Source organism: Mogibacterium timidum ATCC 33093 (genome assembly GCF_000525775.1).
GTDB lineage: Bacteria > Bacillota > Clostridia > Peptostreptococcales > Anaerovoracaceae > Mogibacterium > Mogibacterium timidum.
Map to the genome: position 1 here is coordinate 100,821 of NZ_JALU01000018.1, position 25,685 is coordinate 126,505.

18 protein-coding genes are annotated in these 25,685 nt (G+C 44.4%); 16 read left to right on the plus strand and 2 right to left on the minus strand.

Annotated elements, in window-relative coordinates; all coding sequences use genetic code 11:
• Nucleotide 1: 1 nt before the first annotated feature.
• From smc to HMPREF0581_RS05310, 8 genes are all read left to right on the plus strand, one after another.
• The gene (gene smc / locus HMPREF0581_RS05275) at nucleotides 2-3,568 is read left to right on the plus strand and encodes a chromosome segregation protein SMC (protein ID WP_036381005.1); all 3,567 of its coding nucleotides are present in this window, start codon (nucleotides 2-4) and stop codon (nucleotides 3,566-3,568) included.
• 47 nt (nucleotides 3,569-3,615) lie between these two features.
• Nucleotides 3,616-4,512 (plus strand): signal recognition particle-docking protein FtsY, encoded by an 897-nt coding sequence (gene ftsY, locus HMPREF0581_RS05280; RefSeq protein WP_009644632.1) that lies wholly within the window; start codon nucleotides 3,616-3,618, stop codon nucleotides 4,510-4,512.
• Nucleotides 4,505-5,827, plus strand: coding sequence for a ribosome biogenesis GTPase Der (gene der, locus HMPREF0581_RS05285; RefSeq protein WP_009644837.1), 1,323 nt, complete (start codon nucleotides 4,505-4,507; stop codon nucleotides 5,825-5,827). The genes ftsY and der overlap by 8 nt, the downstream gene beginning before the upstream one ends.
• Complete coding sequence (plsY, locus tag HMPREF0581_RS08535; RefSeq protein ID WP_084645357.1) at nucleotides 5,827-7,698, plus strand: glycerol-3-phosphate 1-O-acyltransferase PlsY; 1,872 nt, start codon at nucleotides 5,827-5,829, stop codon at nucleotides 7,696-7,698. Before der ends, plsY begins: the two co-directional genes overlap by 1 nt.
• A 3-nt stretch (nucleotides 7,699-7,701) precedes the next feature.
• Entirely contained in the window at nucleotides 7,702-9,015 is a 1,314-nt protein-coding gene (gene miaB / locus HMPREF0581_RS05295; protein WP_036381009.1) for a tRNA (N6-isopentenyl adenosine(37)-C2)-methylthiotransferase MiaB, read from the plus strand.
• A gap of 47 nt (nucleotides 9,016-9,062) precedes the next feature.
• Nucleotides 9,063-9,800, plus strand: coding sequence for a site-2 protease family protein (locus HMPREF0581_RS05300; protein ID WP_051426945.1), 738 nt, complete (start codon nucleotides 9,063-9,065; stop codon nucleotides 9,798-9,800).
• 116 nt (nucleotides 9,801-9,916) lie between these two features.
• A complete protein-coding gene (gene clpB, locus HMPREF0581_RS05305; RefSeq protein WP_036381012.1) occupies nucleotides 9,917-12,442 on the plus strand; it encodes an ATP-dependent chaperone ClpB in 2,526 nt (841 codons plus the stop codon).
• Nucleotides 12,443-12,688: 246 nt separating this feature from the next.
• Entirely contained in the window at nucleotides 12,689-13,618 is a 930-nt protein-coding gene (locus HMPREF0581_RS05310) for a serine aminopeptidase domain-containing protein (RefSeq protein ID WP_036381014.1), read from the plus strand.
• A 3-nt stretch (nucleotides 13,619-13,621) separates the two neighbouring features.
• Here the strand turns inward: HMPREF0581_RS05310 and HMPREF0581_RS05315 are convergent, their stop codons facing one another.
• Entirely contained in the window at nucleotides 13,622-14,281 is a 660-nt protein-coding gene (locus tag HMPREF0581_RS05315) for a GntR family transcriptional regulator (protein ID WP_036381017.1), read from the minus strand.
• A 131-nt stretch (nucleotides 14,282-14,412) separates the two neighbouring features.
• Between HMPREF0581_RS05315 and nth the strand changes: the two genes are divergently transcribed.
• The 8 genes from nth (at nucleotide 14,413) to rnr (ending at nucleotide 24,213) form a co-directional block, all read left to right on the plus strand.
• Nucleotides 14,413-15,069 (plus strand): endonuclease III, encoded by a 657-nt coding sequence (gene nth, locus HMPREF0581_RS05320; RefSeq protein WP_009644605.1) that lies wholly within the window; start codon nucleotides 14,413-14,415, stop codon nucleotides 15,067-15,069.
• A 184-nt stretch (nucleotides 15,070-15,253) separates the two neighbouring features.
• Entirely contained in the window at nucleotides 15,254-15,724 is a 471-nt protein-coding gene (trmL, locus tag HMPREF0581_RS05325) for a tRNA (uridine(34)/cytosine(34)/5-carboxymethylaminomethyluridine(34)-2'-O)-methyltransferase TrmL (protein ID WP_036381020.1), read from the plus strand.
• 54 nt (nucleotides 15,725-15,778) lie between these two features.
• A complete protein-coding gene (gene gap, locus HMPREF0581_RS05330; RefSeq protein WP_009644849.1) occupies nucleotides 15,779-16,792 on the plus strand; it encodes a type I glyceraldehyde-3-phosphate dehydrogenase in 1,014 nt (337 codons plus the stop codon).
• A 77-nt stretch (nucleotides 16,793-16,869) separates the two neighbouring features.
• Nucleotides 16,870-18,054: a phosphoglycerate kinase gene (locus tag HMPREF0581_RS05335; RefSeq protein WP_036381022.1), complete on the plus strand. Its 1,185-nt coding sequence runs from the start codon at nucleotides 16,870-16,872 to the stop codon at nucleotides 18,052-18,054.
• A gap of 14 nt (nucleotides 18,055-18,068) precedes the next feature.
• Entirely contained in the window at nucleotides 18,069-18,830 is a 762-nt protein-coding gene (gene tpiA / locus HMPREF0581_RS05340; protein WP_036381025.1) for a triose-phosphate isomerase, read from the plus strand.
• An 85-nt stretch (nucleotides 18,831-18,915) separates the two neighbouring features.
• Nucleotides 18,916-20,196 carry a phosphopyruvate hydratase gene (gene eno / locus HMPREF0581_RS05345; protein ID WP_036381027.1) on the plus strand — a complete coding sequence of 427 codons (1,281 nt, stop codon included), beginning with the start codon at nucleotides 18,916-18,918 and terminating at the stop codon, nucleotides 20,194-20,196.
• A 22-nt stretch (nucleotides 20,197-20,218) separates the two neighbouring features.
• Complete coding sequence (locus tag HMPREF0581_RS05350; RefSeq protein ID WP_036381030.1) at nucleotides 20,219-22,189, plus strand: bifunctional 4-hydroxy-3-methylbut-2-enyl diphosphate reductase/30S ribosomal protein S1; 1,971 nt, start codon at nucleotides 20,219-20,221, stop codon at nucleotides 22,187-22,189.
• A gap of 65 nt (nucleotides 22,190-22,254) precedes the next feature.
• On the plus strand, nucleotides 22,255-24,213 hold the full coding sequence (gene rnr, locus HMPREF0581_RS05355) for a ribonuclease R (RefSeq protein ID WP_051426947.1): 1,959 nt from the start codon (nucleotides 22,255-22,257) through the stop codon (nucleotides 24,211-24,213).
• Here rnr and HMPREF0581_RS05360 read toward each other — a convergent pair.
• Nucleotides 24,206-25,678, minus strand: coding sequence for a TrkH family potassium uptake protein (locus tag HMPREF0581_RS05360; protein WP_009644802.1), 1,473 nt, complete (start codon nucleotides 25,676-25,678; stop codon nucleotides 24,206-24,208). The two genes, rnr and HMPREF0581_RS05360, sit on opposite strands and share 8 nt — an antisense overlap.
• Between the last annotated feature and the right edge of the window lie 7 nt (nucleotides 25,679-25,685).

Consider the following 25,685-nt stretch of genomic DNA (forward strand, 5'->3'; position numbering starts at 1 on the left):
CTTGTATTTTAAACGTATTGAGCTACAGGGCTTTAAGTCATTTGCTGACCCGGTGACTATTGACCTCAACGACGGAATAACATGTATAGTCGGACCTAACGGAAGTGGTAAGAGCAACATCAGCGATGCCCTCCGTTGGGTACTTGGCGAGCAGAGTCCTAAGTCGCTGCGTGGCGGTAAAATGGATGATATCATATTCGCCGGAACTGCGACGCGAAAGCCCAAGGGTATGGCCGAGGTGTCACTTGTCATTGATAATTCGCTTGGAATATTACCGCTAGAATACAACGAGGTTCAGGTAACACGCCGCATGTATCGGTCGGGAGACAGCGAATACTTGATTAATGGCAATCAGTGTCGGCTGAAAGATATCAAAGAGCTGTTTATGGATACCGGAATTGGAGTTGACGGATATTCAATTATTGGCCAAGGAAAAATCCAGGATATTGTGAGCACTAAGCCGGAGAACCGCAGGGAGATATTCGAAGAGGCTGCCGGAGTTGTGCTCTATAAGAGTCGCAAGGCAGAAGCTGAGAGAAAGCTGGCGGCGGCTTCTGATAACCTTGAACGCGTCAAGGACATCATTTCCGAGATTGAAAGCCGTATTGGAACTCTTAAGGAAGAGTCGGAAAAGGCGAGCGAATACATAGTGCTTCGCGACAGATATAAATACGTCGGCGTAAATATAATTATTCACAATATCGATAGTCTGATCCGTACGGTTGAGGCTTCTCGAGCTGAATTGTTCGACATGGAAGCTACGCTATCCGAGATGGATGAGAAGGGTAAATCTATCGAAGCCCTGATCGAAGAGAGAAGACTCAATTCGGCAGCGCTCGATCAATCGTATGAAGATGCCAATGCTGAGCTTCTCGATAGAATAGATGAGCTCAACACTGTAACCAGCCGTGGACAGGTAAACGAAGAGAAGCTTCAAAGCATTGAGCGAGAGCTCGCAAGGCTTGAAGCTGTAATTTCAGACAACCTGGCTAAGCTGGATTCTGAAAAGCGAAATTTCGGAGAGCTTGAGGCTAACGAAAAATCCTATAGAGCTGAAAAGGAGCAGGTTGAGAGAGAGCTGGCTCAGGCAGAAGCGGATTTCAACGATAGCAAGCGAAAGCTTGAGGCCGTCAATACAGAGATTGAAAACAGTAAGGACGACATTATCAGCCTGACGAACAAAAATGTAACCCGCAGGGCCGATATTACAACCCTCGAGAATTATGTCAGCACGCTTAATGATAGAAGAGATCAGCTGAATGAGGAATACAGCGGCAAGGATGAGACTGATGCTGAAAATGCTCGCAAGCTCAAGTCACTGGAATCACAGTTTGCTGAGGTTGAAGACAAGCAGAGCCACGCAGCCTCAAAGATCAACGAGATTGTCGTGCAGATCAGAGAGCTTGAAGAAACGTCCAATCAACGGAATAGGCAGATTGCAGAGCTGAGTAACAAGTATAACCGCACGCTGGCTCGTAAAAACACCATCGAAGAGATGGAAAGCAACTACGAAGGCTATAACAATGCTGTCAGACAGCTTATGAGACAGCATGTCAATGGAATTTTCGGTACGGTTTCAGATCTTATCAAGGTACCCTCAGGATACGAGATAGCGACAGAGACTGCGCTCGGAGCGGCTATGCAGAATATAGTCTGTGATGACGATGCATCAGCAAAGGCAGCTGTGAGATGGCTCAAGGATAACAGAGCCGGTAGAGCGACATTCCTGCCTCTGTCATCTCTCAGGTATAACAAGCAATATCAGGAAAGAGATATTGAAAATTCTCCCGGCTATCTCGGCATAGCTTCCCAAATAGTGGGAGCGGACGAAAAATATCACGTCATACTTGAGTACCTGCTGGGACGAGTTATATTTGCAAGCAACATGGATGATGCCGTTCGAATTTCCAAGATGTCGAGCCGCGGATATAGGATTGTAACGACGGATGGAGAGGTTATCAATTCCAGCGGTGCGATCACCGGTGGAAGGTACAAGAACAAATCAGCCAATATACTTGAGCGCAAAAACGAAATCAAGGAACTAAGTGAAATCGCCGATAAGCTGAGAGAACAGATTGCTGAGCATAGAGATAAGATTGCCGCGGGTGAAGCCAATGTCGCGGCACTCAAGGAGTCAAGGGCGCAGTGCTACGATGAGCTGCATCAGATAGAAATTGACAAGAGTGTTATAGGAAGCGAGCTTGATAGAATCAAGAAGTTAACTGAGGATGCTGGTGCGCATAGAGAGCAGTTTAGCAGTGAGCTTGCGACACTTGATGGTGATATCGCTAAAGCTACGGAGATGGTAGACAAGCACAGGGCTGAAATATCCGAGACTGATACGAGGATTGAGAAGCTCAACAATCATATTGAGGAGCTGATGGTAGATGCTGAGCGATACGATTCACGTGTTAACAGGTTACGAGAGGTAACACTTGAGAACAAGCTGCAGCTAAGCGAGCAGGATGCCAGGATCCTTGGACTTAATGAGCTGATAGAGCGTGTCAGGGATACTGTAACGGATCTTGAAAATGAAATCGACGATGCCCGTATGTCATACGAGGAGCTCGATGAGAAGCACCACATGCTGACAAGCAGCGATGCAGAGTCGAGTGATAAGATAGAAGAGCTGCAGAATCGCAGGAAACAGCTGGAGGATAAGATAAAGGCATTAGGAGAAGAAATCGACTCAAACAAGGCTGCATATGAAGTTGCAATTTCTAATCAAAAGGAATTGATCCGCGATGTGACCGAGCTGCAGGACGCTAAATACAAGCTTGAAGTCAAGAGCACCAGAAGTGAGACATTGCTTGATACTCAGAAGGATAAACTATGGGATGAATTCGAGGTGTCATTCGCAGAGGCTCAGGATATACGCGATGAGAATTTCGGAATCACTGCCGGCAACAAAGAGGCTAAGGAAATCAAACTTCGTATGGCCGAACTGGGTGATGTAAACATATCATCAATAGAAGAGTACAAGGCCGTGAGCAGGAGGTATGAGTTTATGACTGCTCAGGAAAACGATATCTCCACAGCTATGAAGGAGCTAAAGTCTATTATCAGCAATATGGAGCGCAAGATTAGAGACAAGTTCAAGGAGAACTTTGACAAGGTGGTTATCAATTTTGAGGAGATTTTCAGCGAGCTCTTTGGCGGCGGTCACGCCGAGCTAAGGCTTGAGGATGAATCTGATCCGCTGGCTTCAGGAATCGAGATCATAGCTCAGCCGCCGGGCAAGAGACTTAAGAATATCAACCTTATGTCCGGAGGAGAGAAAACGCTGACAGCCATTGCGCTTATGTTTGCGGTTATCAAGGCGAAGCCTACGCCATTCTGTATACTGGATGAAGTTGAGGCTGCGCTGGATGAAGCGAATATAGAGCGGTTTTCCAATTACCTCAAGCACTTTGAAGAAGTGCAGTTTGCTCTTATAACGCATCACAAGGCCACGATGGAACACGCAGACGTACTCTACGGTGTCACTATGCCTGAACAGGGAATTTCACGGGTTCTGTCGCTCAAATTTGAAGATGGATTTGATCCAAACGAGTATGCAGACGAATAACCGCACCGGCAAATGCATTTGTACAGCGCAGGACGGAAAGGATAAACATGGGACTTTTCAAAGACAAGAGTACATTTAAAAAATTTACAGAGAGAGTTACAAACGTAATCGTCGGGAACCCTAATATCGACGAGGAGTTTTATGAAGAGCTTGAGGAATCGCTCGTTGTCTCCGATATTGGTATTGAAACCACAGAAAAGATAATGGATATGCTAAAAAAGCGCGTCAATGCCAAGTATCTGACCAAGCCGGACGAAATAAAGAAGGCTCTATCTGATGTCATTGCCGAAATTGTGGACAAGGGCGAACGCAACAAACTATCGGCAGATTATCCGCTTGTGATTCTTATGATCGGGATCAATGGCGGCGGCAAGACGACTTCGATAGGAAAGCTTGCCAACTATTTCAAGGAGCGCGGTCAGAGCGTTTTGCTCGCAGCTGCGGACACCTTTCGTGCGGCGGCTGCCGACCAGCTGGTTGAGTGGGGAAATCGCTCAGGAGTGCGAGTAATTCGCCACGATGAGGGTACAGACCCTGCTGCGGTAATATATGACGCTGTTCAGTCAGCTAAAGCCAACAATATCGACGTGCTCATATGCGACACGGCCGGGAGGCTTCAGAATAAGACAAATCTTATGAAAGAGCTTGAAAAGATGGATAAGATCATTGGACGTGAGTATCCTGATGCTTCACGTGAGACTCTTATAGTTCTCGATTCGACAACCGGCAAAAATGCTATCAGTCAGGCCAAGGAATTCAGTGAAATTGCTGATATCACAGGCATCATACTTACCAAGCTTGACGGTACAGCGAGGGGAGGCATCTCTATAACGGTGACGGACGAGTACGATCTGCCTATCAAGTTCATTGGAGTAGGTGAAGGTATGCATGACCTCAAGGAGTTCGATCCGCAGGAATTTGCAGGAGGTATTTTTGATGAGTAAACCTATACTCGCTGTAGTAGGGAGGCCTAATGTAGGAAAATCTACTTTCTTCAACAGAATAATTGGAGAGCGCAAGGCTATAGTGCAAGATACTCCGGGAGTAACTCGCGATAGGATTTATGCCGAGACTGAATGGAACGGACGTGAATTTGCCATTATCGATACGGGCGGTATTGAAGCAAATACCGGCGATATCATTCTCTCACAGATGCGGGAGCAGGCGGTTACGGCTATGGAGCTCGCCGATGTTATCCTTTTCATGGTTGATGGCAAGGAAGGTCTTACCATTGCCGACCATGACGTTGCTGATATCCTCAGAAGGACGGGCAAGGAGGTCATACTGGTTGTCAATAAGGTTGACAATCCGGGCAAGCTTGGTGACGATATATATGATTTTTATGAGCTTGGATTTGGCGAACCAATCGCTATCAGCTCGGTCAACATGCTCAATATGGGTGACCTGCTCGATGCAATCGTGACAGGCTTCCCGGACGATGAGCTTTATGGATATGAAGATTCAACCAGGATTGCCATTATAGGGAAGCCTAATGTCGGTAAATCCTCACTTGTAAATGCACTCACAAACGAAAAGCGCGTAATTGTCTCGCCGATTGCAGGAACTACCCGTGACTCGATTGATACGCCATTTTCGTATAATGATAAAGAATACACTCTGATAGATACAGCCGGGTTGAGACGCAAGAGCAAGGTCAACGATTCAATCGAGCATTTCAGTGTCATCAGAGCTGTTGCATCCGTTGAGCGGTGTGATATTTGCATAATGATGATTGATGCAGCCGAAGGCTTAACAGAGCAGGATAAGAAGATTCTGGGTATTGCTCATGAAGCCGGCAAGGGCCTTATGATTGTCGTTAATAAGTGGGATCTTGTCCAAAAAGAAACTAACACCATGAGAGATTATGAACGCAAGCTCAGAGCGGATCTCCGCTTCGTGTCATATGCACCGATACTCTTTGTATCAGTACTGGAGAACAGGAGGGTTTTCGACATAATAGACAAAGCAGCTAAGATTGAGGATATTAGGTCGAGGCGAATCACAACAGGTAAGCTCAACAGCATTATCGAGGATGCAGTTATGATGAGGCAGCCGCCTTCAGACAAGGGCAAACGTCTCAAGATTTACTATGCGAGTCAGATTGGCTCCAGACCGCCGCTGTTTTCGTTCAATATAAATTCGCGCCGGCTTATGCACTTCTCGTACTCAAGGTATCTGGAGAACAAGCTGCGTGAGGCATATGACTTTGAAGGAACGTCCATCAAGTTCTTGTTCAATGAGAAAAAGGGAGATAATTAATGAATTATGTATCGCTGACTATAATGGTGGTAATTGCATATCTCATCGGTAATATATCGCCGGCTACATTAATTGGTCGTTTCTACGGAATCGATATCAAGAAGGCAGGAAGCGGCAACGCCGGTACTACAAATGTGCTCAGAGTTCTGGGAACTAAGGCTGCGGCCTGTACTCTTGTAATAGATATACTCAAGGGCCTCGTGGCTGTAACAATAGCACAGGGAAGATTTAATAATCTCGGTGCGATGTTAGCATTTGCAGCTGTTGTTATCGGGCATATATATCCTGTTATCTTTAAATTCAAGGGTGGCAAGGGGGTGGCTACCTTTATAGGTGCTGCCATGGCTATCAATTGGCCAAGTACCTTTGCAGCTGCTCTTATTGCAGTTATAGTTGCCGGAGTATCCAAGAAGATGTCTCTTGGTTCAATTACTGCAGCACTCATGTATCCTTTGTTAATGCTGTACTACTACCCAAAGGATTTGCCAATCGCCATCCTTATGGCACTTGTAATAGTGTTCACTCACCGCGGTAATATCAAGAGACTGATGAATGGTGAGGAGAAGGAGCTGAGCATTGGTTCCAGAATCAGAGAGAAGCTCACAGCACAATCTAATACAGATACAGACGAAAGCTTTGATACTCCCGGTGAAAAATCAAGCATGAATATAGAGAAGGCTCACGATAATCTCGATAAATTTGATAAAGATGAAGACATGGGGCTCACTGGCTCGGTACATGATGATATACTGGCGTCCGGCTCCAGGGACGAGCTTATCAACGAGGCAACATCGATCAACCACACCAGGGTTGAGGTTTTGGATTCGGCGGCAGATTATTACAAGGACGTTGAGATACCACAGCTCAAGGGTTCGGCAAAGAAGAAAGTAGCAGTGATTGGAAACGGCAGCTTCGGTACCGCGATTGCGAATGTAATCGCGCATAACGGCCATAGAGTTACGATCTACGGCCGTAACAAGGAAGATATTAACAGGATTCGAGAGAATAGGGTAAATGAGAAGTATTTGCCGGGAGCCAAGCTGGCTGACAGCATCAGGTTCACCTCGAACCTGCGTACAGGGGTAAGTAAACGTGACATAGTTATATTTGCGATTCCTGCTCAGCAGTTTGGACGCGTTATCGAGAAATCTGCAAAGTATATCGACAAGGAAGCTATTCTTGTAAATCTTGCAAAGGGGATCGAAAACGATTCTCTTAAGACTATGTCTCAAATTGCAAAGTCCTTAGTTGATAACAAATATGTCGCAGTTTCCGGACCTTCGCATGCTGAGGAAATCGTCCGCAACTACCCAACTACAGTAGTTGCTGCGTCTGATGACGATGATGCGGCCAAGGAAATTCAGAACATACTGATGAGCAAGACTTTCCGTGTGTACACCGGCGATGATATTCTCGGGGTCGAGCTTGGAGGTGCACTTAAGAACGTAATTGCACTTGGCACAGGTATTGCAGACGGCATGAAATTCGGAGATAACTCCAAGGCTGCTCTGATGACAAGAGGTATCCACGAGATTTCCAGGCTTGGAGAAGCGATGGGTGCCAAGAGCGAGACTTTTGCAGGGCTGTCAGGAATAGGAGATCTCATGGTTACATGCTCCTCCGATCTGTCGAGAAACAGAAGGTGCGGGTTGCTCATCGGAGGTGGAATGACACCGGATGAAGCGGTCGCCGAGATCAAGACTACAGTTGAGGGCTTCTATACAGTCGAGGCCGCTAGCAGGCTGGCGGCTAAGCTGGGAATAGAGATGCCGATTACAGATGCCGTCAAGAGTGTGATAGATGGTAACCTCAAACCTCGCGATGCAGTTGAACTGCTGATGAACAGAGATAGGAAACAAGAGAACAAATAACACATGAAAAAATATCACATTATTACTTTCGGATGCCAGATGAACGAGCACGACTCGGAGAATATCGCCGGTATGCTCGAAGGCATGGGATACGAATTTGTTGCTGATCCTTATGAAGCGGATGTTGTAGTCATGAATACCTGCAGCGTCCGAGAGCATGCTGATAAGCGATTTTACGGCATGCTCGGACAGTTTAAAAAACGCAGAGATGAAAATAAAGATTCCCGAATCGTCTGTGTTTGCGGCTGCATGCCGCAACAGCCGCGCGTGCAGGAGGAAATCAAGAAGAGCTTTGGATGGGTAGATGTTGTGTTTGGTACACAGACAATTGGTGATTTTCCGAGGCTCCTCAATTCAAGAATAGCAACTGGCAAAAAGCAGTTTTCCGTCACCGCAAACAGCCCTGTAATTCCGGATGAAAAGGAGCCTAAGAGGGTTTATGAGCATAAGGCGCTTGTAAATATCACTTACGGCTGCAATAACTTCTGCACCTACTGCATTGTTCCATACACTCGCGGCAGAGAAAAGAGCAGGTCGCTTGCAGATGTTGTCGATGAAGTTAAAAAGCTGGCTTCTGACGGTGTGTTGGAGGTTATGCTGTTGGGACAGAATGTAAATTCCTTTAAGGACGGCGAAGGCAATGATTTCCCAACACTCGTCAGATATATTAACGAGGTTGAAGGAATTGAGAGAATCAGATTTATGACATCCAATCCCAAGGATCTTTCAGACGATCTGATAGATTGCTTCCGCACTTGTAACAAGCTGTGTAAGCACATCCATTTACCTGTTCAGTCGGGCAGCAGCACTGTACTGAAGCGCATGAATCGCAGATACGACAGAGATAGGTATATCGAAATTATTGACAAGCTAAAAGCTGCATGCCCGGATATTGCAATCACCACAGACATCATAGTCGGCTTTCCGGGGGAGACAGAGGATGAATTTGCAGAGACATTGTCGCTAGTCGAGTATGTCGGATACGACTCAGCATTTACATTTATATATTCGCCTCGTGAGGGCACTCCTGCGGCTGGTTACACAGATCAGATACCTTACGATGTCAAGCACGAGCGTTTTGAACGCCTAAACGGGGTGGTTAACGAATGTTCTCTGCGCAACAATTCGATGCTTGCTGATCAAACTGTAAGGGTGCTCGTGGACGGAGCGAGTCGTAAGGACGAAAACGCATATTCGGGAAGAACTGATGGCTTCAAGCTGGTTAATATCTCGTCCGGAAGGGATATCACAGGTCAGCTTGTCGATGTCAGGATTACAGACTGCAAGACGTTCAGCATAGATGGAATTCTGGCCTAGCTATTTATTTGCCACTTAAGAATAATAATACAAAAAGGAATATTTATATGAGAGATAAACTTAGCAGCTTATTGCGGTCAGGACCGGGTATTATATTAATCCTGCTTCTGATTACTAACTTTTTAAATGGCGGACTTAAAGATCCCAAGACGTATTTCTTCAATATGCTGTTGACGCTGCCGGGCATAGTGGTGGGGCTTTCGTTCCACGAATTTGCCCATGCGTTTGCTTCAAATGCATTTGGAGACCCGACACCCAAGGCACAAGGCAGATTGACAATTAATCCGGCAAAGCACATTGATCCGTTTGGTTTCTTTGCGCTTATCTTTTGCGGATTCGGCTGGGGTGTTCCCGTACAAATAGATAATCGTTATTATAAGAGGCCTCGTTTAGACGAGTTTATCGTATCCGTCGCGGGTGTAACGATGAATCTGATAATAGCGATAGTATTCGCCTTCATATCCAGATTTGCGATTAACCTTTGGGGCAGAGATGTTATATTGACAGATTCTGTGCAGGGGTTAGCTGTCAAGGTTCTGCTATACGTCGTTATGATCAATATAACACTGATGATATTTAATCTCATCCCCGTTCCGCCGCTGGACGGATTCGGTTTAGTTACGGAGCTGTTTAATCTGCGCAAGACCGGCTGGTACTACACAGTGTATCAGTATGGCGGATTGGTTTTATTGTTGTTGCTGTTATTCGGGGTAGTCAGCAGGATACTGTATCCACTGACCAGTTCGGTTTATTCAACGCTGCTTACAGGGATTATATTAGCATAGAAGTTCTTCACAATTTCATCACGATAATTATTAGCACTCGTCACAGACGAGTGCTAATAATTATCTTGTAAGCAAGTGAGACTTGGATCATGAAATATTAAATGAGGAGGAAGGCAATGAATATTGAAAAATATACGCAGAAAATGCAGGGTGCCATTCTCGATTCACAAAATTTAGCAACTTCTTACGGGCATCAGCAGTTAGAGATAGCACATGTACATTACGCCATAATAAGCGACAGCGACGGATTGATTCCTAAGCTTCTTGAAGCTATGAACGTAGATGTGAGAGCGCTAAAGGCTGATTTAGAGAAAAATCTTGAGAAGATGCCAAAGGTTAGTGGCGGTAATGGGCAGGTATACATGAGTCCTGAACTCAACAGCGTCCTTATAAAAGCTGAAAAAATTGCCGGAGATTTTAAGGATGATTATGTCAGTGTTGAGCACCTGTATCTGGCAATTATTGATTCCAAAAACTCCGAAGTTAACGGAATCCTGACAAAGTACGGTATCAACAAGGATGATTTTATGAGAGCTCTAACGATGGTTCGAGGTAACCAGAGAGTGACTAATCAGAATCCGGAAGATACCTATGATGCTCTTAATAAGTATGGCATCGATCTTGTTGATGCCGCTAGGAAGGGGAAGCTGGATCCGGTTATCGGCAGGGATGTGGAAATAAGGCGAGCTATCGAGATTCTATCGAGGAGAACCAAGAATAACCCGGTTTTAATTGGACAACCTGGAGTCGGCAAGACTGCCGTAGTAGAGGGATTGGCGCAGAGAATAGTCAATGGTGACGTACCGGATGGCCTGAGGGGTAAGACGATATTCTCGCTCGATATGGGTTCGTTGATTGCGGGAGCTAAGTACCGCGGAGAATTCGAAGAGCGACTCAAGGCTGTTTTAAATGAGATAGATAAATCTGACGGGAACATTATCCTGTTCATAGATGAGATTCATAATATCGTTGGTGCAGGTCGCACAGAGGGATCTATGGATGCGGGAAATCTGCTTAAGCCAAAGCTGGCAAGAGGAGAGCTGCACTGCATCGGAGCGACTACACTTGATGAATATAGGAAATATATAGAAACTGACGCAGCTCTTGAGAGACGATTCCAAAAGGTAATGGTAGACGAACCTACTGTTGAGGACACGATTTCTATACTCAGGGGGCTGAAGGAGAAATTTGAGATTCACCACGGTGTCAGAATCACGGACAATGCTCTTATCGCTTGTGCGACACTTTCAAACAGGTATATAAGCGACCGATATTTGCCGGACAAGGCGATAGATTTGATGGATGAGGCAGCTGCCAGAATAAGAACCGAGATTGACAGCATGCCGTCCGATCTCGATCAGATATCACGTAAAATCATGCAGCTTGAAATAGAACAGCAAGCGTTATCCAAGGAGGACGATAAGGCGAGCAAGGTAAGGCTGGAAGCAATAAGCGAAGAGCTCGCTAATCTAAGGAGTGAAAATGACGAGCTGACCGCTAAATGGTCTAACGAGAAAAAGAATATTCAGGAACTCAAGAACAAGAAGCTTGAATTAGAGGAGATTCGTCATCAGATAGAAACAGCTGAGAGAGAGTATGATCTTGAGAAGCTCGCAAAGCTTAGATACGGTGATTTGCCCAGACTCGAGAAGGAGATAGAGGGACTCAAGGAGAAGACTGAGCAATCAAGCGAAAATAGACTGCTGCGCGAGGAAGTGGGAGAAGAAGAAATTCAGTCGGTAATTTCCGAATGGACAGGAATTCCCATCAGTAAACTGGCTGAATCAGAACGCGAAAAACTGCTCCATTTAGGCGATATTCTGCATAAGCGGGTAATCGGACAGGATGCAGGTGTTAAGGCCGTATCTGAAGCGATATTGCGCGCAAGGGCCGGTCTTAAGAATGAGAATCGTCCGGTCGGTTCGTTTATATTCCTCGGACCTACCGGCGTGGGTAAGACTGAGCTGGCAAAGGCGCTTTCTGAAACTCTGTTCGACACAGAAAAAAATCTGATTAGAATCGATATGTCGGAGTATATGGAGAAACACACTGTGTCGAGACTTGTGGGCTCTCCTCCGGGATATGTCGGCTATGATGAGGGCGGACAGCTCACTGAAGCAGTCAGAAGGAAACCGTACAGCGTTATTCTGTTCGATGAAATTGAGAAGGCTCACCCTGATGTATTTAACATTTTACTGCAGCTCCTCGATGATGGAAGATTGACAGACAATCAGGGCAGAACAGTAGATTTTAAGAACACGATCATAATTATGACCTCTAACCTTCAGGAATCTCAGCTGAAGTCGTTCTTCAGACCGGAATTTCTCAACAGAATCGATGATATTATCGTATTCCAGTCGTTAAATTTGGAGGAGATTGAGAAAATCGTTGATTTGACAGTTGAGTCACTGGTCAAAAGGCTTAAGGATAGAGGCATTGAGCTTGAAATGTCACCTGAAGCCCGCAGCTATATAGCTAAGGAGTCATATGACGAGGAGTTTGGCGCCAGACCGGTTAAGCGTTACATACAGCGCAACCTTGAGAATCAAATCGCTGAGATGATAATAGGCAGCAAGGTAGTCGATGGTCAGACGATAGAAGTTGACGTCTCGGATAATGGGCTTATGTTTGATATTCGTTAGTTTGGAATAAAACCGTTTACTAGTCAGCGTAGCTGCTGTATAGCAGACAGGTAAAGTTTTTAAAATGATAATTGCAGCATGGGACAGGTGTTTTTATTGCACCTGTCTCTTATGTTATACTTGATATGTTATCCGCGCATAATCGACCTTGCGTGATAGCTGCTATATTAATTTTTAATTAGTAATTACTCATTACCAAGCGTGCGTAGACCGCACACCTTCTATATTTATTCATAAGGGGGGCATATGTCGGAATACAGGGATTTATACAGGAGAGCGGCTAACGGTGAGGGCCAGGTTGTTTCTTTCAAATTCACCAACGTCCATCCGCGAGCGATAGTTCAGATAGTGCACGACATAAGCGAACATAGTCTTCGTTACAGAGAATTCGCTTCGGCGCTCAACGATGCGGGATTCTATGTATGTGGAAATGATTTAATCGGACATGGGATGAGCAAACAGGGACATCCGGGCTGCTTTGGCTTGCGCAAGAACTCCTATGAGGGACTGCTCGGCGACATCGACTCGCTGTTCCGGGAAGTCTCAAATGAAGTCGGCGAAGATGTTCCAAGGATAATAATTGGAGCCGGATTTGGCGCAATGCTCAGTGAGCTCTATACAATAAGATATGGCAATATCGCCATGATTGTATCCATGGAAAATCTCGAGATCCCCGGCGGTATCAGCTTCATCAAGATGAACGCCAACAACCACATCATGAGAAAGGGATATAACTCAATCTCTGAAAGCGTTCACAACATGATGTACCAGACTGCCAAGCTCGGAGGCGGTGACGTTTACAGCGACTTTTATTGGGTTAGCAAGGTCAGAGAAGAAATTGATAAGTACATTCAGGATGATAATTGCGGGTGCATGCTTACCGCATCGGCATACAGGGAGATGATTCGAGTTATTGAGGAGCTGAGGAGCAAAAAAGGGATTGTCAGGCTTCCGGATATTCCAATCTATATGGTTGCCGGTGCTGAGGACCAACGTGGCGGCTGCGGAAATGCTGTGATGAAAATAGCTACCATGTTGACCGAAAAGGGGCATAACGAGGTAGCGTATAAGCTTTACAAAGACTGTTATCACGATATACTGCACGATAGCTGCAAAGCGTGCGTGACAAAGGATATTATCGCTTGGATAGAGCAGAAGCTCAACCGGAGGGGATAGTACCTAGAAGAGGTGAGACATTCTGCGGAGCTTGCTTTGCTGCATATGATAGTCCATGGCCTTTTTGCCTGCAGCAGGGTTCTTGGTTTCGAATGCCTCGAATATAGCCTTGTGTTCATCGAGAATAATTCTGAGGTAACCGTCGTTAAAAGTTTTTGCAGGTGCTGAATGCTTGAGATATGTCTGATATAACGACAACGTCTGGTACAGCATGCGATTCTTGGTACCTTTATAGATGATGTTGTGAAATGCGGAATTGAACTGCAGCACCTTTTCGACATCGGCCTTGAGAGTGTAGAATTCCATGAATTCGATATTCTCGCGCAGAGTATCAATTTCACTGTCGTCCATACGCTCGATTGCCCATTCGACAGCCTTGACTTCAAAGGTTCTGCGCAGGTCAAACAGATCAGATATATCGCGACTGCTAAGGCCGATTACGTATGCACCGCGGTTAGGGATGTTCTCGATTAGACCATCCGACTCCAGCTGTCTAAAGGCTTCACGAACCGGAGTCCTGCTGACATCGTACTGCTTGCAAACGGCCTGTTCCGTCAGCTTGGAGTTTGCCGGCAGCTTGCCGCTTAATATATCTTTTTGTATCTGTACAAAAAGCGTGTTGGATAGCGGCTGGTTGCTTTCGATTCCTGGGTTTGTCATCATTATTACTTACCTCCTGAGATTAGTACCGATATCGTACAAGTATACAATCTATGCATTTGTACTATCAGTATACAATTATAGTGAGAGCATACAAAAAGTCAATCAATCAATATATAGGATAAATTAATTAAATGAAGAAGATTAAACCAATAAAATATTTTAAGAATTCAGATGAGATAAATGAAGTCCTCGACACACTGGAAGCTGAATATCCGGATGCAGGATGTGCGCTTCACCATGACTCTATATTCCATTTGCTTCTGGCTGTTGTTTTATCAGCTCAAACGACTGATGCCAGTGTGAATACAGTGACCCCTGAGCTGTTTAGTACATATCATGAACCTGCTGACCTGTCAGCTGCTGACATAAATGACGTAGAGGACATAATCAAAAAGCTGGGGTTATACAAGAATAAGGCGAAGAATCTTGTGGGCATCGGTAAACTGCTATGTTCCGAGTATGACGGTGTTGTACCACAGGATTTTACAGAGCTTCAAAAGCTCCCTGGCGTCGGCCGCAAGACTGCTAACGTAGTGCTTTCTGTCGGTTTTGGAGAGCAACATATTGCTGTCGACACGCACGTATTCCGAGTTACCAACAGGATTGGGCTGGTTGATGAGGATGATGTTTTAAAGACGGAACGATCTCTTATGGAGATTATTCCGAAACATCGCTGGTCGCATATGCACCATGTTTTTATATTCCACGGCAGGCGTTGTTGCACGGCTAGAAAACCAAAATGTGAAAGCTGCTGTATAGCGGATAAGTGTAAATATAATCAAAAATAATTTAATACTCTGTTTAATATTTATGAGACTACGTAAGGCTCCGAAAATTGCAACTTGAGCGTGTTGACGTCTCAATTACATAAATAGACATTGACGTCTCGATTTTATAAATGCATCATTGAAAATACAATGTTTAACTGATATTATATTTTTGTTGATGTATATTAGTTTAGAGGAGTTTATATTGTCATTCCATATTGTTTTAGTCGAGCCGGAGATACCGCAGAATACTGGCAATATTGCGAGGACCTGCGCGGCTACCAACACAACCCTTCATTTAGTGAAGCCGCTTGGCTTTAGTATAGATGAGAAATCTGTGAGAAGGGCAGGACTCGACTACTGGAAGTACGTCGATGTAGTTGTTCATGATAGTCTTATGGCATTTTTAGGCGAATTCCCTAACGCCAGGATGTTTCTCTCAACTACTCATGGCGATCGCATCTATACGGATGTCAAGTATAAGGATGGCGATATGTTCTTATTTGGAAGAGAGACCGCCGGCCTTCCACAGGAGCTTATAAGTGAGAATCGGGATTCAGCCGTAAGGATTCCTATGAGTGAGAATACGAGACTGAGGTCACTCAACCTCGCTAATTCAGTCAACATCGTTTTGTTTGAAGCTCTCCGTCAAAACGGATTCCCGGAGCTTCTATAGTACTATTCATTAAAAAAGCAATGGCTATCTTTTTCGAATGTTAAGGAGGAAAAAATGATTAAAGTCGGTATTAGCGGATTCGGAAGAATTTCGAGAGTCGTCATGAGAGCAGCACTTGATATGGACGATATCGAGATTGTAGGTATTAACTGGCGTAACTCCGATCTAGATTATATCGTCTATATGCTGAAGTACGATTCGACCTTTGGTAGGTTCCCTGGAGTTATCGAAAAGTATGATGACGGAATCGTGGTTAACGGCAAGAATATTCCGGTATTTAGCGAAGATGATGCTAAAAATATTCCGTGGGGCGAGTGCGGCGCTGAGTACATTGTCGAGGGTACCGGTGCATATAACACAACAGATAAGGCCCAGGCACACCTCGACGCCGGCGCTAAAAAAGTTATTATTTCTGCCCCTGCGAAGGACAAGGCTACACCTACATATGTTTTCGGTGTTAATCATGAGGATTATGATAGCAGGTTTGATGTGGTTTCAAACGCTTCCTGCACCACCAACTGCCTTGCGCCACTTTGTAAAGTAATCAATGATAACTGGGGTATTGAACAGGGGCTTATGTCGACAATTCACGCTGCAACTGCTAAGCAGAAGGTTGTCGATGCAAGGTCGATGAAGGATTGGAGGACGGGAAGATCGGTGTTTAACAACATCATCCCGACAACGACAGGCGCTGCAAAGGCTGTATCACTTGTAATTCCGGAGCTGGAAGGTAAACTGACAGGAAAAGCATATCGCGTTCCTACCGCTAACGTTTCCGTAATCGACCTCAATCTGATATTAAAGAATTCCGCAAAATACGAGGAGATTTGTGCAAAGGTAAAGGAAGCTTCCGAGAATGAATTTAAAGGCATCATCGAATATGTTGATGACGAGGTTGTGTCATGCGATTTTATCGGTGATCCTTGCACCTGTATATACGATGCAAGAGAGGGAATTGAGCTCAACGACAAGTTCTTTAAATTCATAACATTCTATGACAATGAATTCGGATACAGTGTTCAGCTGCTGAGGTTGATTCAGCACATGAGCAATGTTGATAACAAATAATCGGAGACATCTCAATCAGATAATGCCGTGCATATTGCGCGGCATATCGTTTATTTTGTACAAGCGAGGTACATGCTATGAAAAAGACAGTTAGGGATATAGATTGGGCTGGTAAAACAGCTGTGGTTAGGTGCGATTTTAACGTTCCTTTCGTTGATGGAAAAATCAGCGACGAGACTCGGATAGTTGCTGCGCTTCCAACCATCGACTATCTGCGTGAAAATGGTGCAAAGGTTGTGTTGCTATCCCATTTAGGCAGACCTAAGGGAGAGCCTAAGCCGGAATTCTCGCTAGCTCCTGTAGCTGAAAGACTTGGAGAAAAGCTGGGAACGGCTGTTAGCTTTATCCCATCAGATTCGGTAGTTGACGGCAGTGTTTATGAGGCAGTCAGCAGCTTAGCTGCTTCTGATGTTGCATTGCTGGAGAATGTAAGATATAGGAGCGAAGAGACAAAAAATGATCCGGAATTTGCCAGAGCTCTGGCGGCACTTGGTGACGTATTTGTACAGGATGCCTTTGGAACCGCGCATCGTGCACATGCGTCAACTACCGGAATTACTGATTATATTCCGGCCGTATCCGGATTTCTAATCGAGAAGGAGCTTAAGTTTCTCGGCAGCGCAATTGAGTCTCCGAAGAGACCTCTTGCAGCGATAATGGGAGGAGCAAAGGTTAAGGATAAGATTCCGGTAATTCTACACCTTATCGACAAAGTTGACCTGCTTTTCATCGGAGGAGGAATGGCATATACATTCCTCAAAGCTGAGGGGTATAATATAGGCAAGTCGATTTTCGACGAAGAAGGATATGAACTGGTAGGCAGGATAAAATCAGAAGCTGCTGAAAAGGGGGTCAAGCTACTGCTTCCGATAGATGTAGTTGCTGCCAAAACCTTCGACAATGCTGCTGAGCACGGAATATTTAAGGTAGATAAGATTCCGGACGATATGATGGGAATGGATATAGGACCGGAGTCAGTGAAGCTTTACTGTGCAGAGCTTGCAAAGGTCAAGACAGTTGTTTGGAACGGGCCTATGGGAGTGTTTGAGATGTCTGCATTTGCCGGAGGAACCAGAGCTGTTGCTGAATGTTTGGCGTCTATTGATGCGACAACAATCATCGGAGGCGGAGATTCGGCAGCCGCAGTAACCTCCTTTGGATTGGCAGACAAAATGACTCATATCTCTACAGGCGGGGGAGCCAGCTTAGAGTTCTTGGAGGGTAAGGAGCTTCCCGGTATCGCATGCCTCAGTGACAAATAAGGTAGGAGAATTTTATGAAGAAATATTTGATAGCCGGCAACTGGAAGATGAATAAATCCATAGCGGAGGCAAAAGCGTTTGCTGTACAGCTTAAGGAGGAATATATCGAGCACCCTGAACAGCTCGTGATTATAGCTCCGTTTACGCAGCTTGAGACGCTTAAGAAAGAGCTTTCCGAAACAGGTATTAGGGTTGGTGCTCAAAACGTTCATTATGAGAAGAGCGGGGCATTTACAGGAGAGATATCCGTGCCTATGCTCAGGGAGCTTGGTGTCGATATGTGTGTAGTCGGTCACTCAGAGAGGCGAGAGTATTTTGGTGAAACTGACAGCAGGGTTAATCTTAAGGTTAAGGCATTGATAAATGCGGGCATAACCCCAATTCTCTGCGTCGGAGAGAGCCTTGAGATTAGGGAAGCAGGAAACGCTATGCTGTTTGTAAGTGGCCAAATTGCTGAAGATCTTGATGGGCTTTCAGCAGCGGAGGTTTCCGATATTGTTATTGCCTATGAGCCGATTTGGGCGATAGGTACCGGTAAAACAGCGTCGCCGGAACAGGCTGAAGAGATGTGCGGTTTTATAAGAGGGATGGTAGAAGGTATGTACGGAGCAGAAACTGCAGAGACTTTGATTATCCAGTACGGTGGAAGCATGAAGCCGTCAAATGCTCCTGAACTCCTGGCAAAACCGGATATTAACGGCGGCTTGATCGGAGGTGCAAGCCTTGAGGTCGACTCGTTCTTGGAGATTGCAAAGGCGGCAAACAAGCTTCAATAATATACGCATAATTGTTATTCGTAAGTCGCGCTGCATCAAAGCTATAGCTTTGAGATTTGTATATTAATTTAACGGAGGGTATGATATGTCAACTGTAATCACTAAGGTAATTGGTAGAGAGATTTTAGATTCCAGGGGTAATCCGACTGTGGAGGCTGAGGTGTGGTTAGCTGATGGGACAGTAGCTGTGGGAGATACTCCCAGTGGAGCATCTACAGGTATTTACGAAGCGCTTGAGCTCCGCGATGCTGATAAATCGAGATATGGCGGTAAAGGTGTAACTAAGGCTGTTGATCACGTAAACAAAGAAATCAGCAATCTTCTTGTTGGACAGGATGCGCAGGATATATATGCTATCGAGAAGCTTATGCTTGACGCAGATGGAACTAAGGGCAAGAGCAATCTTGGCGCCAACGCTATACTCGCTGTTTCTCTCGCCTGCTCAAAGGCTGCTGCGGAGTCTCTCGGGATTCCTCTTTTTAGATTCTTCGGGGGACTTAATGGGAATACCCTTCCGGTTCCTATGATGAATATTCTAAATGGAGGAGAGCATGCATCCAACACTGTAGACGTGCAGGAATTTATGATTATGCCTGTTGGAGCTCCTTCTTTTAAGGAGTGCCTCAGATGGTGTGCAGAGGTTTATCATCAGCTTGGAAAAGATCTCAAGAATGCAGGATACTCTGTAGGAATTGGAGATGAGGGTGGCTATGCACCTGATTTAAAAGATGAATTTGAAGTCTTAGATTACATAATTGCAGCAGTTAAGAACAGCGGATACGAGCCCGGAAAGGATTTTGTAATTGCAATTGACGCCGCAGCTAGTGGTTGGAAGACTGACAAGACAGGATTCTACAAGATGCCAAAGTCAGGAAGAGAGTTCACTGCTGCTGAGCTTGTTCAGAACTGGGCTGAGCTTTGCGACAAATATCCGATTGCATCTATAGAGGATGGAATGGACGAAGATGATTGGGATGGCTGGAAGCTCATGACAGAGAACCTCGGTGACAAGATTCAGATTGTCGGGGATGATCTTTTTGTTACTAACCCTGAGAAGCTTGCAAAGGGTATCGAGCTTGGTTGTGCCAATGCAATTCTTATTAAGCTTAACCAGATTGGAAGTATCTCTGAAACGCTGGAGGCAATCGCTCTTGCTAAGAAGAATGGATATAATGCGATCGTTTCCCACAGATCCGGAGAGACTGAGGATACGACTATTGCAGACCTTGTGGTTGCTGTGAATGCTTTGCAGATTAAAACCGGAGCCCCTGCTCGTACTGATAGAGTTGCAAAATATAACCAGCTGTTAAGAATCGAAGATAAGCTTGGTAAGGGGGCTAAGTTTCCGGGAGTAAAGTGCTTTTAGGCCTTGCGGATTAGGGGGACAGTTGGAGATTATAAGAGCTGAACATTCAGGGTTTTGTTTCGGCGTGCAGAAAGCCATTGACAAGACCTTTGAACGAATAGACGAAGCGAAAAGGGATTGCCGCACAACTTATACGTGCGGCAATCTGATCCATAACAAAGCTGTCATCAACAAAGTAGCTTCTAAGGGCGTATGTATGATTTCATCGCTTGATGAGGCGACATCGGGTGACGTTGTTATAGTGCGTTCGCATGGTGAACCGAAGGAATTTTACGACAAGGCGGAAAATTACGGGATAGAGCTCGTAGATACTACCTGCGTATTCGTAAAGAAGATTCATGAACTTGTTTATAAAGCCTATTTAGACTGTAGGCCGGTGATAATAGTTGGAAGCGCTGATCATCAGGAGGTGAAAGCAACTAACGGTTGGTGTAATTACACAGCCATTATATTGGGAAATGCTCAAGAAGCTCGTGATTATGCAAAGAATTGCTGTGTAAATCAAATTCCGCTTGTAGTATGCCAGACTACTATTCGAAGAGAACTGCTGGATTCGATAATTGAGGTGTTTGATGAAGCTGCGATTCCATATGAGATAAAGAATACGATATGTAACGCTACAAGGGATAGACAGGAAAGCTGTGCAGAACTTGCGGCGAAAGTCGATTGTATGGTGGTTATTGGCGACCCAAGCAGTTCAAATTCAAAAAAATTATATGAAATAGCAAATAATAATTGTAAAAACGCAATGTTTATCCAGGATATTTCAGATTTAGAGTTGAAAGAATTACACAATTATAATAAAATAGGGATAACTGCGGGTGCCTCGACACCCGAATGGATTATTAAGGAGGTTATTGCTAGTATGAGCGAAAATGTCACAGCTAATGTTGATCATAATCCTATGTTGGATTTTATGGATGACATTGAGAATTCTTTGCGTCTACCAAGACCTGGAGAAATTGTTGATGGAACTGTGCATCAGGTAATGGATAATGAGGTAATCGTTAATATCGGATGCAAGAAGGACGGAATCCTTCAGAAGAGTGAGGTTACTCTAGAGCCTGGACAGACTCTAGTTGACTTATTCAAAGAGGGAGATGAGATCCAGGCTAAGGTAATGAAGTCCGATGATGGCGAAGGTGGAATTCTTCTGTCCAAGAAGAGACTCGAGATGAACGAGAACTTCAAGGAACTTGCTGCAGCACAGGCTAACAAGGAGATTATCTCTGTTAAGTTGGTCAAGTCCGTAAATAGCGGAGTTATTGCTGCGTATAAGGAGATATCGGGATTTATTCCTCTATCTCAGCTATCGGACAGATATGTTGAAAATGCTGATGAATTCCTGGGACAAACAGTAGATGTTGAGGTCATCAAGGTTGACAACAAGCGTAATAGAGCAGTTTTCTCAAGAAAGGCTGTACTAGTTGATGAAAAGCGCAAGCAGATTGCGGAGATTTGGGCAAACCTGAATGTTGGCGATATCGTTGAGGGTAAGGTTATGAGATTCACTGACTACGGTGCTTTCGTAGACATTGGTGGAGTTGACGGTCTTCTTCATATTTCTGAGATTTCTTGGGGTAAGCTGAAGCACCCTAAGGAGGTTCTTAACATCGGAGATATCATCAATGTTAAGATTCTTGCTCTTAACGAGGAGAAAGGAAAGATTTCTCTTGGACTTAAGCAGACTCAACCTGAACCTTGGTCCCTTGTCGGCTCGAAGTACGAGGTTGGTCAGGTTATTGAGGGCAAGGTAGTTCAGATTAAGGACTACGGTGCTTTTGTTGAGCTTGAGGCCGGTCTTGATGGGCTGGTTCACATCTCTGAGATTGCTAACAGAAGAGTTGAGAATGTTTCTGATGAACTCGAGCTCGGGAAGATAATCACTGCTAAGATTATGGAGATCGACGTAGATAGAAAGAGAATCAGCTTGAGCATTAAGGCTTTACTCGGTGATGAGGAAGAGTCTGAAGTGGAAGCAACAGAAGAATAATGATCGTTTGATTATTTAGGCCGGCTTATGTCGGCCTTATTTTTGTATTTGAATGTAGGGGTATAATGTCTAGAAAACGAAAAATTAGAAAACCACGACAACACAATAGAAATGCAACAATATTAGAAGGCAGGCTGGTCAAGAATAAGCGTGGCTTCGGTTTTGTGTGCCCGGAAGATGGTGATGACATTTTTGTCGCCGGCCGTGATATGAACGGGGCGATGAATGGTGATTTTGTGAGAGTCAAGGCGCATGAAAACTTCAGAAAGCGAGGAGCATTTGAAGGGAAAATTATCAAGATTATAGAGCGCAGCTGTCAGGTTGTCGTTGGACACCTTATTATGGAACGTGGTCTGTTATTGATTGAGCCGATTAGCTCTAACGATGATGCGATATCAATTTCAAAAAAAAATATTGGGGCAGCACAAATTGGCGATGTTGTTCAAGCCAAAATTATCAAGTATCCTAAGGCAGGCTACATGGCTGAAGGTAAAGTAAAATCGATAGTTGCCGAAGCCGGTGATGAAGATGAATTTGTGTTAAGTCATATTGCCGATTATGGTATAAACCCCTACTTCTCAGATAAGGTAATAAATGAGGCTGAAGCTGTTGCTAATGGTGTTAAAATTGCTCCCACTTCTTATAGGCAGGATTATCGCAGCATCAAGACGATAACCATCGATGGTGCAGATTCAAGTGATTTCGATGACGCAATTTCAGTATCTAAGCTTGAAAACGGAAATTTTATGTTATTAGTGCACATAGCCGATGTTGCTGAGTATGTACGCGAAGGAACAATTCTTGATATGGAAGCTCTGTCTCGCGGCAATAGCGTGTATTTGCCCGATAGGGTAATTCCTATGCTTCCTGAAAGGCTTTCAAATGGTGAGTGCAGCTTGAATCCGGGAGTGAATAGGTTGACTCTCACAGCTTCAATGGAGATCGATGAAGACGGTCACGTGACAAGCTATGATATAGATGAGTCAATCATAAGATCTGATTATAGACTCATATATGATGATATCTCAGATATTCTTGAGTATCGTGATAGTGCACTTGTTGAAAGATATAGCGATATTTATCCGATGCTTCTCGACGCATTAGAGCTGTTTAAGGTTTTGAACAAGCGACGTAAGAGAGACGGCAGTATAGATTTTGATTTACCGGAGTCTAAGATTATTCTTGACGAAGATGGAAAACCGACTGACATCAAACTTTATGAGCGAAGGGTTGCCAATCGGATGATTGAGGAATTCATGCTTGTAGCTAATAAAACTGTCGCAGAGCATTATTTCTGGGCAAAGGTACCGTTTGTATATCGCGTACATCAAAAGCCTGATGCGCTTAAAATGCAAGAGCTAAGAAGTTTTTTATCTGGATTGGGGATTACAATAAATGGCAAGTCTGATTCTATTAAAACAAAAGAGTTGAGCAACGTGCTGCGCGCCATTGCCGGAAAGCCGGAAGAGCCTCTGGTAAGCAGAGTGATGATTCGGACGATGCAGAAAGCTAATTATTCAACAGAGTGTTTGGGGCATTACGGCTTAGCCTTCAAATACTACTGTCATTTCACATCCCCTATTAGAAGATATGCGGATTTGCTTGTCCACAGAGCTATCAAAGATCAGATACATAAAGGCAAATATATAGGTGTTAAAGGTCATTATATGAATGCGCTTGATGATGTGTGCAAGTATATTTCGGAAACAGAGCGCAATTCAATGGAGCTTGAGCGTAAAATTACGAAATATTATCATATTCTCTACATGCAGGGGCATCTTGGTGAAGAATTCGATGGAATTGTCAGCGGGGTAAGGGCTCATGGCATCTATGTAGAACTGCCTAACACCGTTGAAGGCTTTGTCAGCTTTGACTCGCTAGATGAATATTATATCGTTGATGAGAAGACTTATACTGCTGTGGGAGAGGTAAGCGGCAAGACAATAACACTCGGACAACCTGTCAGAATCAAGGTGTCCGAGGTAGTGCCTGAAGACGGATATATAGATTTTGATATTATCTGATATCAGTATCATTCTTCCAGAAGCCTTTGAAGAATATCAGCAACACTGGGTAAATTTCAAGCCTTCCGGCAAGCATCAAGAACATCATGGTGATCTTGGATGCCGACGTGTAGTTATCCAGTACACCCGGGGTTGCAGTTTGACCAATATATGAACCTGTGTTGGTGAGCATAGCAATCGAGGTATTTAGTGAAGTTCTGAGATCAAGGTTAATAGATAGTGCCAGTGCTCCAAGCAGATAGGTTACTATAAATATTACAATATAAAGGTTGCAGCGCAGCAGTGTGTTGAGCTGGAGTGGAACTCCGGCGTACTTCACCGGTCTTATTGCATTCTTGTGGATATGGTGATAAAGCGTGCTTGTGGATGTCTTGAAGGCTATTATTACGCGAGCGCCCTTAATACCTCCACCGGAAGATATAGCACATGCTCCGATGAACATTTGCATAAGTATAATCGCCACCGATGATGCAGGCCAACTGCCAGTATTCGTAATTTTGTAACCGGCAGTTGAGAAATATGATATTACCTGCATTAAAGTCGTGCAAAAATCTTTGAACACATACATTCCTCTGTTGTATGTGAAGAAGAGGATGCAAGTAATAATGATTGAAGTAACCAGGATTCGTACAGTGTGGAGCTTGAGTTCCGGTCCTTTTGCGATATCTCTAAATCTTCTCATAGATATGAGAAGCAAAACAGAGAAGTTAATTGAACCCAGAAACGCAAACATTGAAATTATTACCTTAATCGCTAGATTATAGCCAATTATATTTCCATTATTTAAATTGACAAGTCCCGACGTGCTGATATTGCTGAGGGATGTAATCAGCGAATCACTGAGATTTAGACCTGCAATGTGTAGGCAACAAAACTGCAGAGCGGTGAGAGTTATATAAATCACGAGAGCTCTACGATAAGTTTTTCTAAATGTCGTGTTGCTCTTAAGAAATCCCGGACCTGCAATCTCAGTAAGTACAAGTGTTCTACCTACAAAATGCCACGTTGGCAGGAAATTAAGAGCCAAAACAATAATTCCTAATCCCCCCATCCAATTGCACGATGCGCGCAGCATCTGTAAGCCGATCGGCATTGCTTCCGCGTCAACAAGCGAGACACCTGTAGTAGTCCACGAGGCCATGGATTCAAACAGAGAGTCAATAATCGATAGATTGAGTCTGCTGAGGTAGAACGGAATAGCGGTGATAAATACCATAGTGAGCCATGTAAAAATTGTTGTCATGAAGCATATTCTAGAATTCATGCGAGTCACATCATAATAGAAAACCTTTTGACCAACATATCCGATAGCTAATGTTGTAACGCAAATTGCTCCTATGTTTATAAATTCGTCATAATCATGATATCTGACGCACAGTAAGACAGCCGGAACAATGAATGCTCCGAATATCATCATTGATGCGAATATCATGTGAAGGACGAATTTCTTTTCTTTGTTAATCATCTGTGCC

Bases quoted from the DNA above. Each gene is read 5' to 3' on its own strand.
- ftsY (WP_009644632.1), top strand. From the start codon at position 3,616: ATGGGACTTTTCAAAGACAAGAGTACATTTAAAAAATTTACAGAGAGA.
- der (WP_009644837.1), top strand. From the start codon at position 4,505: ATGAGTAAACCTATACTCGCTGTAGTAGGGAGGCCTAATGTAGGAAAA.
- plsY (WP_084645357.1), top strand. From the start codon at position 5,827: ATGAATTATGTATCGCTGACTATAATGGTGGTAATTGCATATCTCATC.
- miaB (WP_036381009.1), top strand. From the start codon at position 7,702: ATGAAAAAATATCACATTATTACTTTCGGATGCCAGATGAACGAGCAC.
- HMPREF0581_RS05300 (WP_051426945.1), top strand. From the start codon at position 9,063: ATGAGAGATAAACTTAGCAGCTTATTGCGGTCAGGACCGGGTATTATA.
- clpB (WP_036381012.1), top strand. From the start codon at position 9,917: ATGAATATTGAAAAATATACGCAGAAAATGCAGGGTGCCATTCTCGAT.
- HMPREF0581_RS05310 (WP_036381014.1), top strand. From the start codon at position 12,689: ATGTCGGAATACAGGGATTTATACAGGAGAGCGGCTAACGGTGAGGGC.
- HMPREF0581_RS05315 (WP_036381017.1), bottom strand. From the start codon at position 14,281: ATGATGACAAACCCAGGAATCGAAAGCAACCAGCCGCTATCCAACACG.
- nth (WP_009644605.1), top strand. From the start codon at position 14,413: ATGAAGAAGATTAAACCAATAAAATATTTTAAGAATTCAGATGAGATA.
- gap (WP_009644849.1), top strand. From the start codon at position 15,779: ATGATTAAAGTCGGTATTAGCGGATTCGGAAGAATTTCGAGAGTCGTC.
- HMPREF0581_RS05335 (WP_036381022.1), top strand. From the start codon at position 16,870: ATGAAAAAGACAGTTAGGGATATAGATTGGGCTGGTAAAACAGCTGTG.
- tpiA (WP_036381025.1), top strand. From the start codon at position 18,069: ATGAAGAAATATTTGATAGCCGGCAACTGGAAGATGAATAAATCCATA.
- eno (WP_036381027.1), top strand. From the start codon at position 18,916: ATGTCAACTGTAATCACTAAGGTAATTGGTAGAGAGATTTTAGATTCC.
- rnr (WP_051426947.1), top strand. From the start codon at position 22,255: ATGTCTAGAAAACGAAAAATTAGAAAACCACGACAACACAATAGAAAT.
- HMPREF0581_RS05360 (WP_009644802.1), bottom strand. From the start codon at position 25,678: ATGATTAACAAAGAAAAGAAATTCGTCCTTCACATGATATTCGCATCA.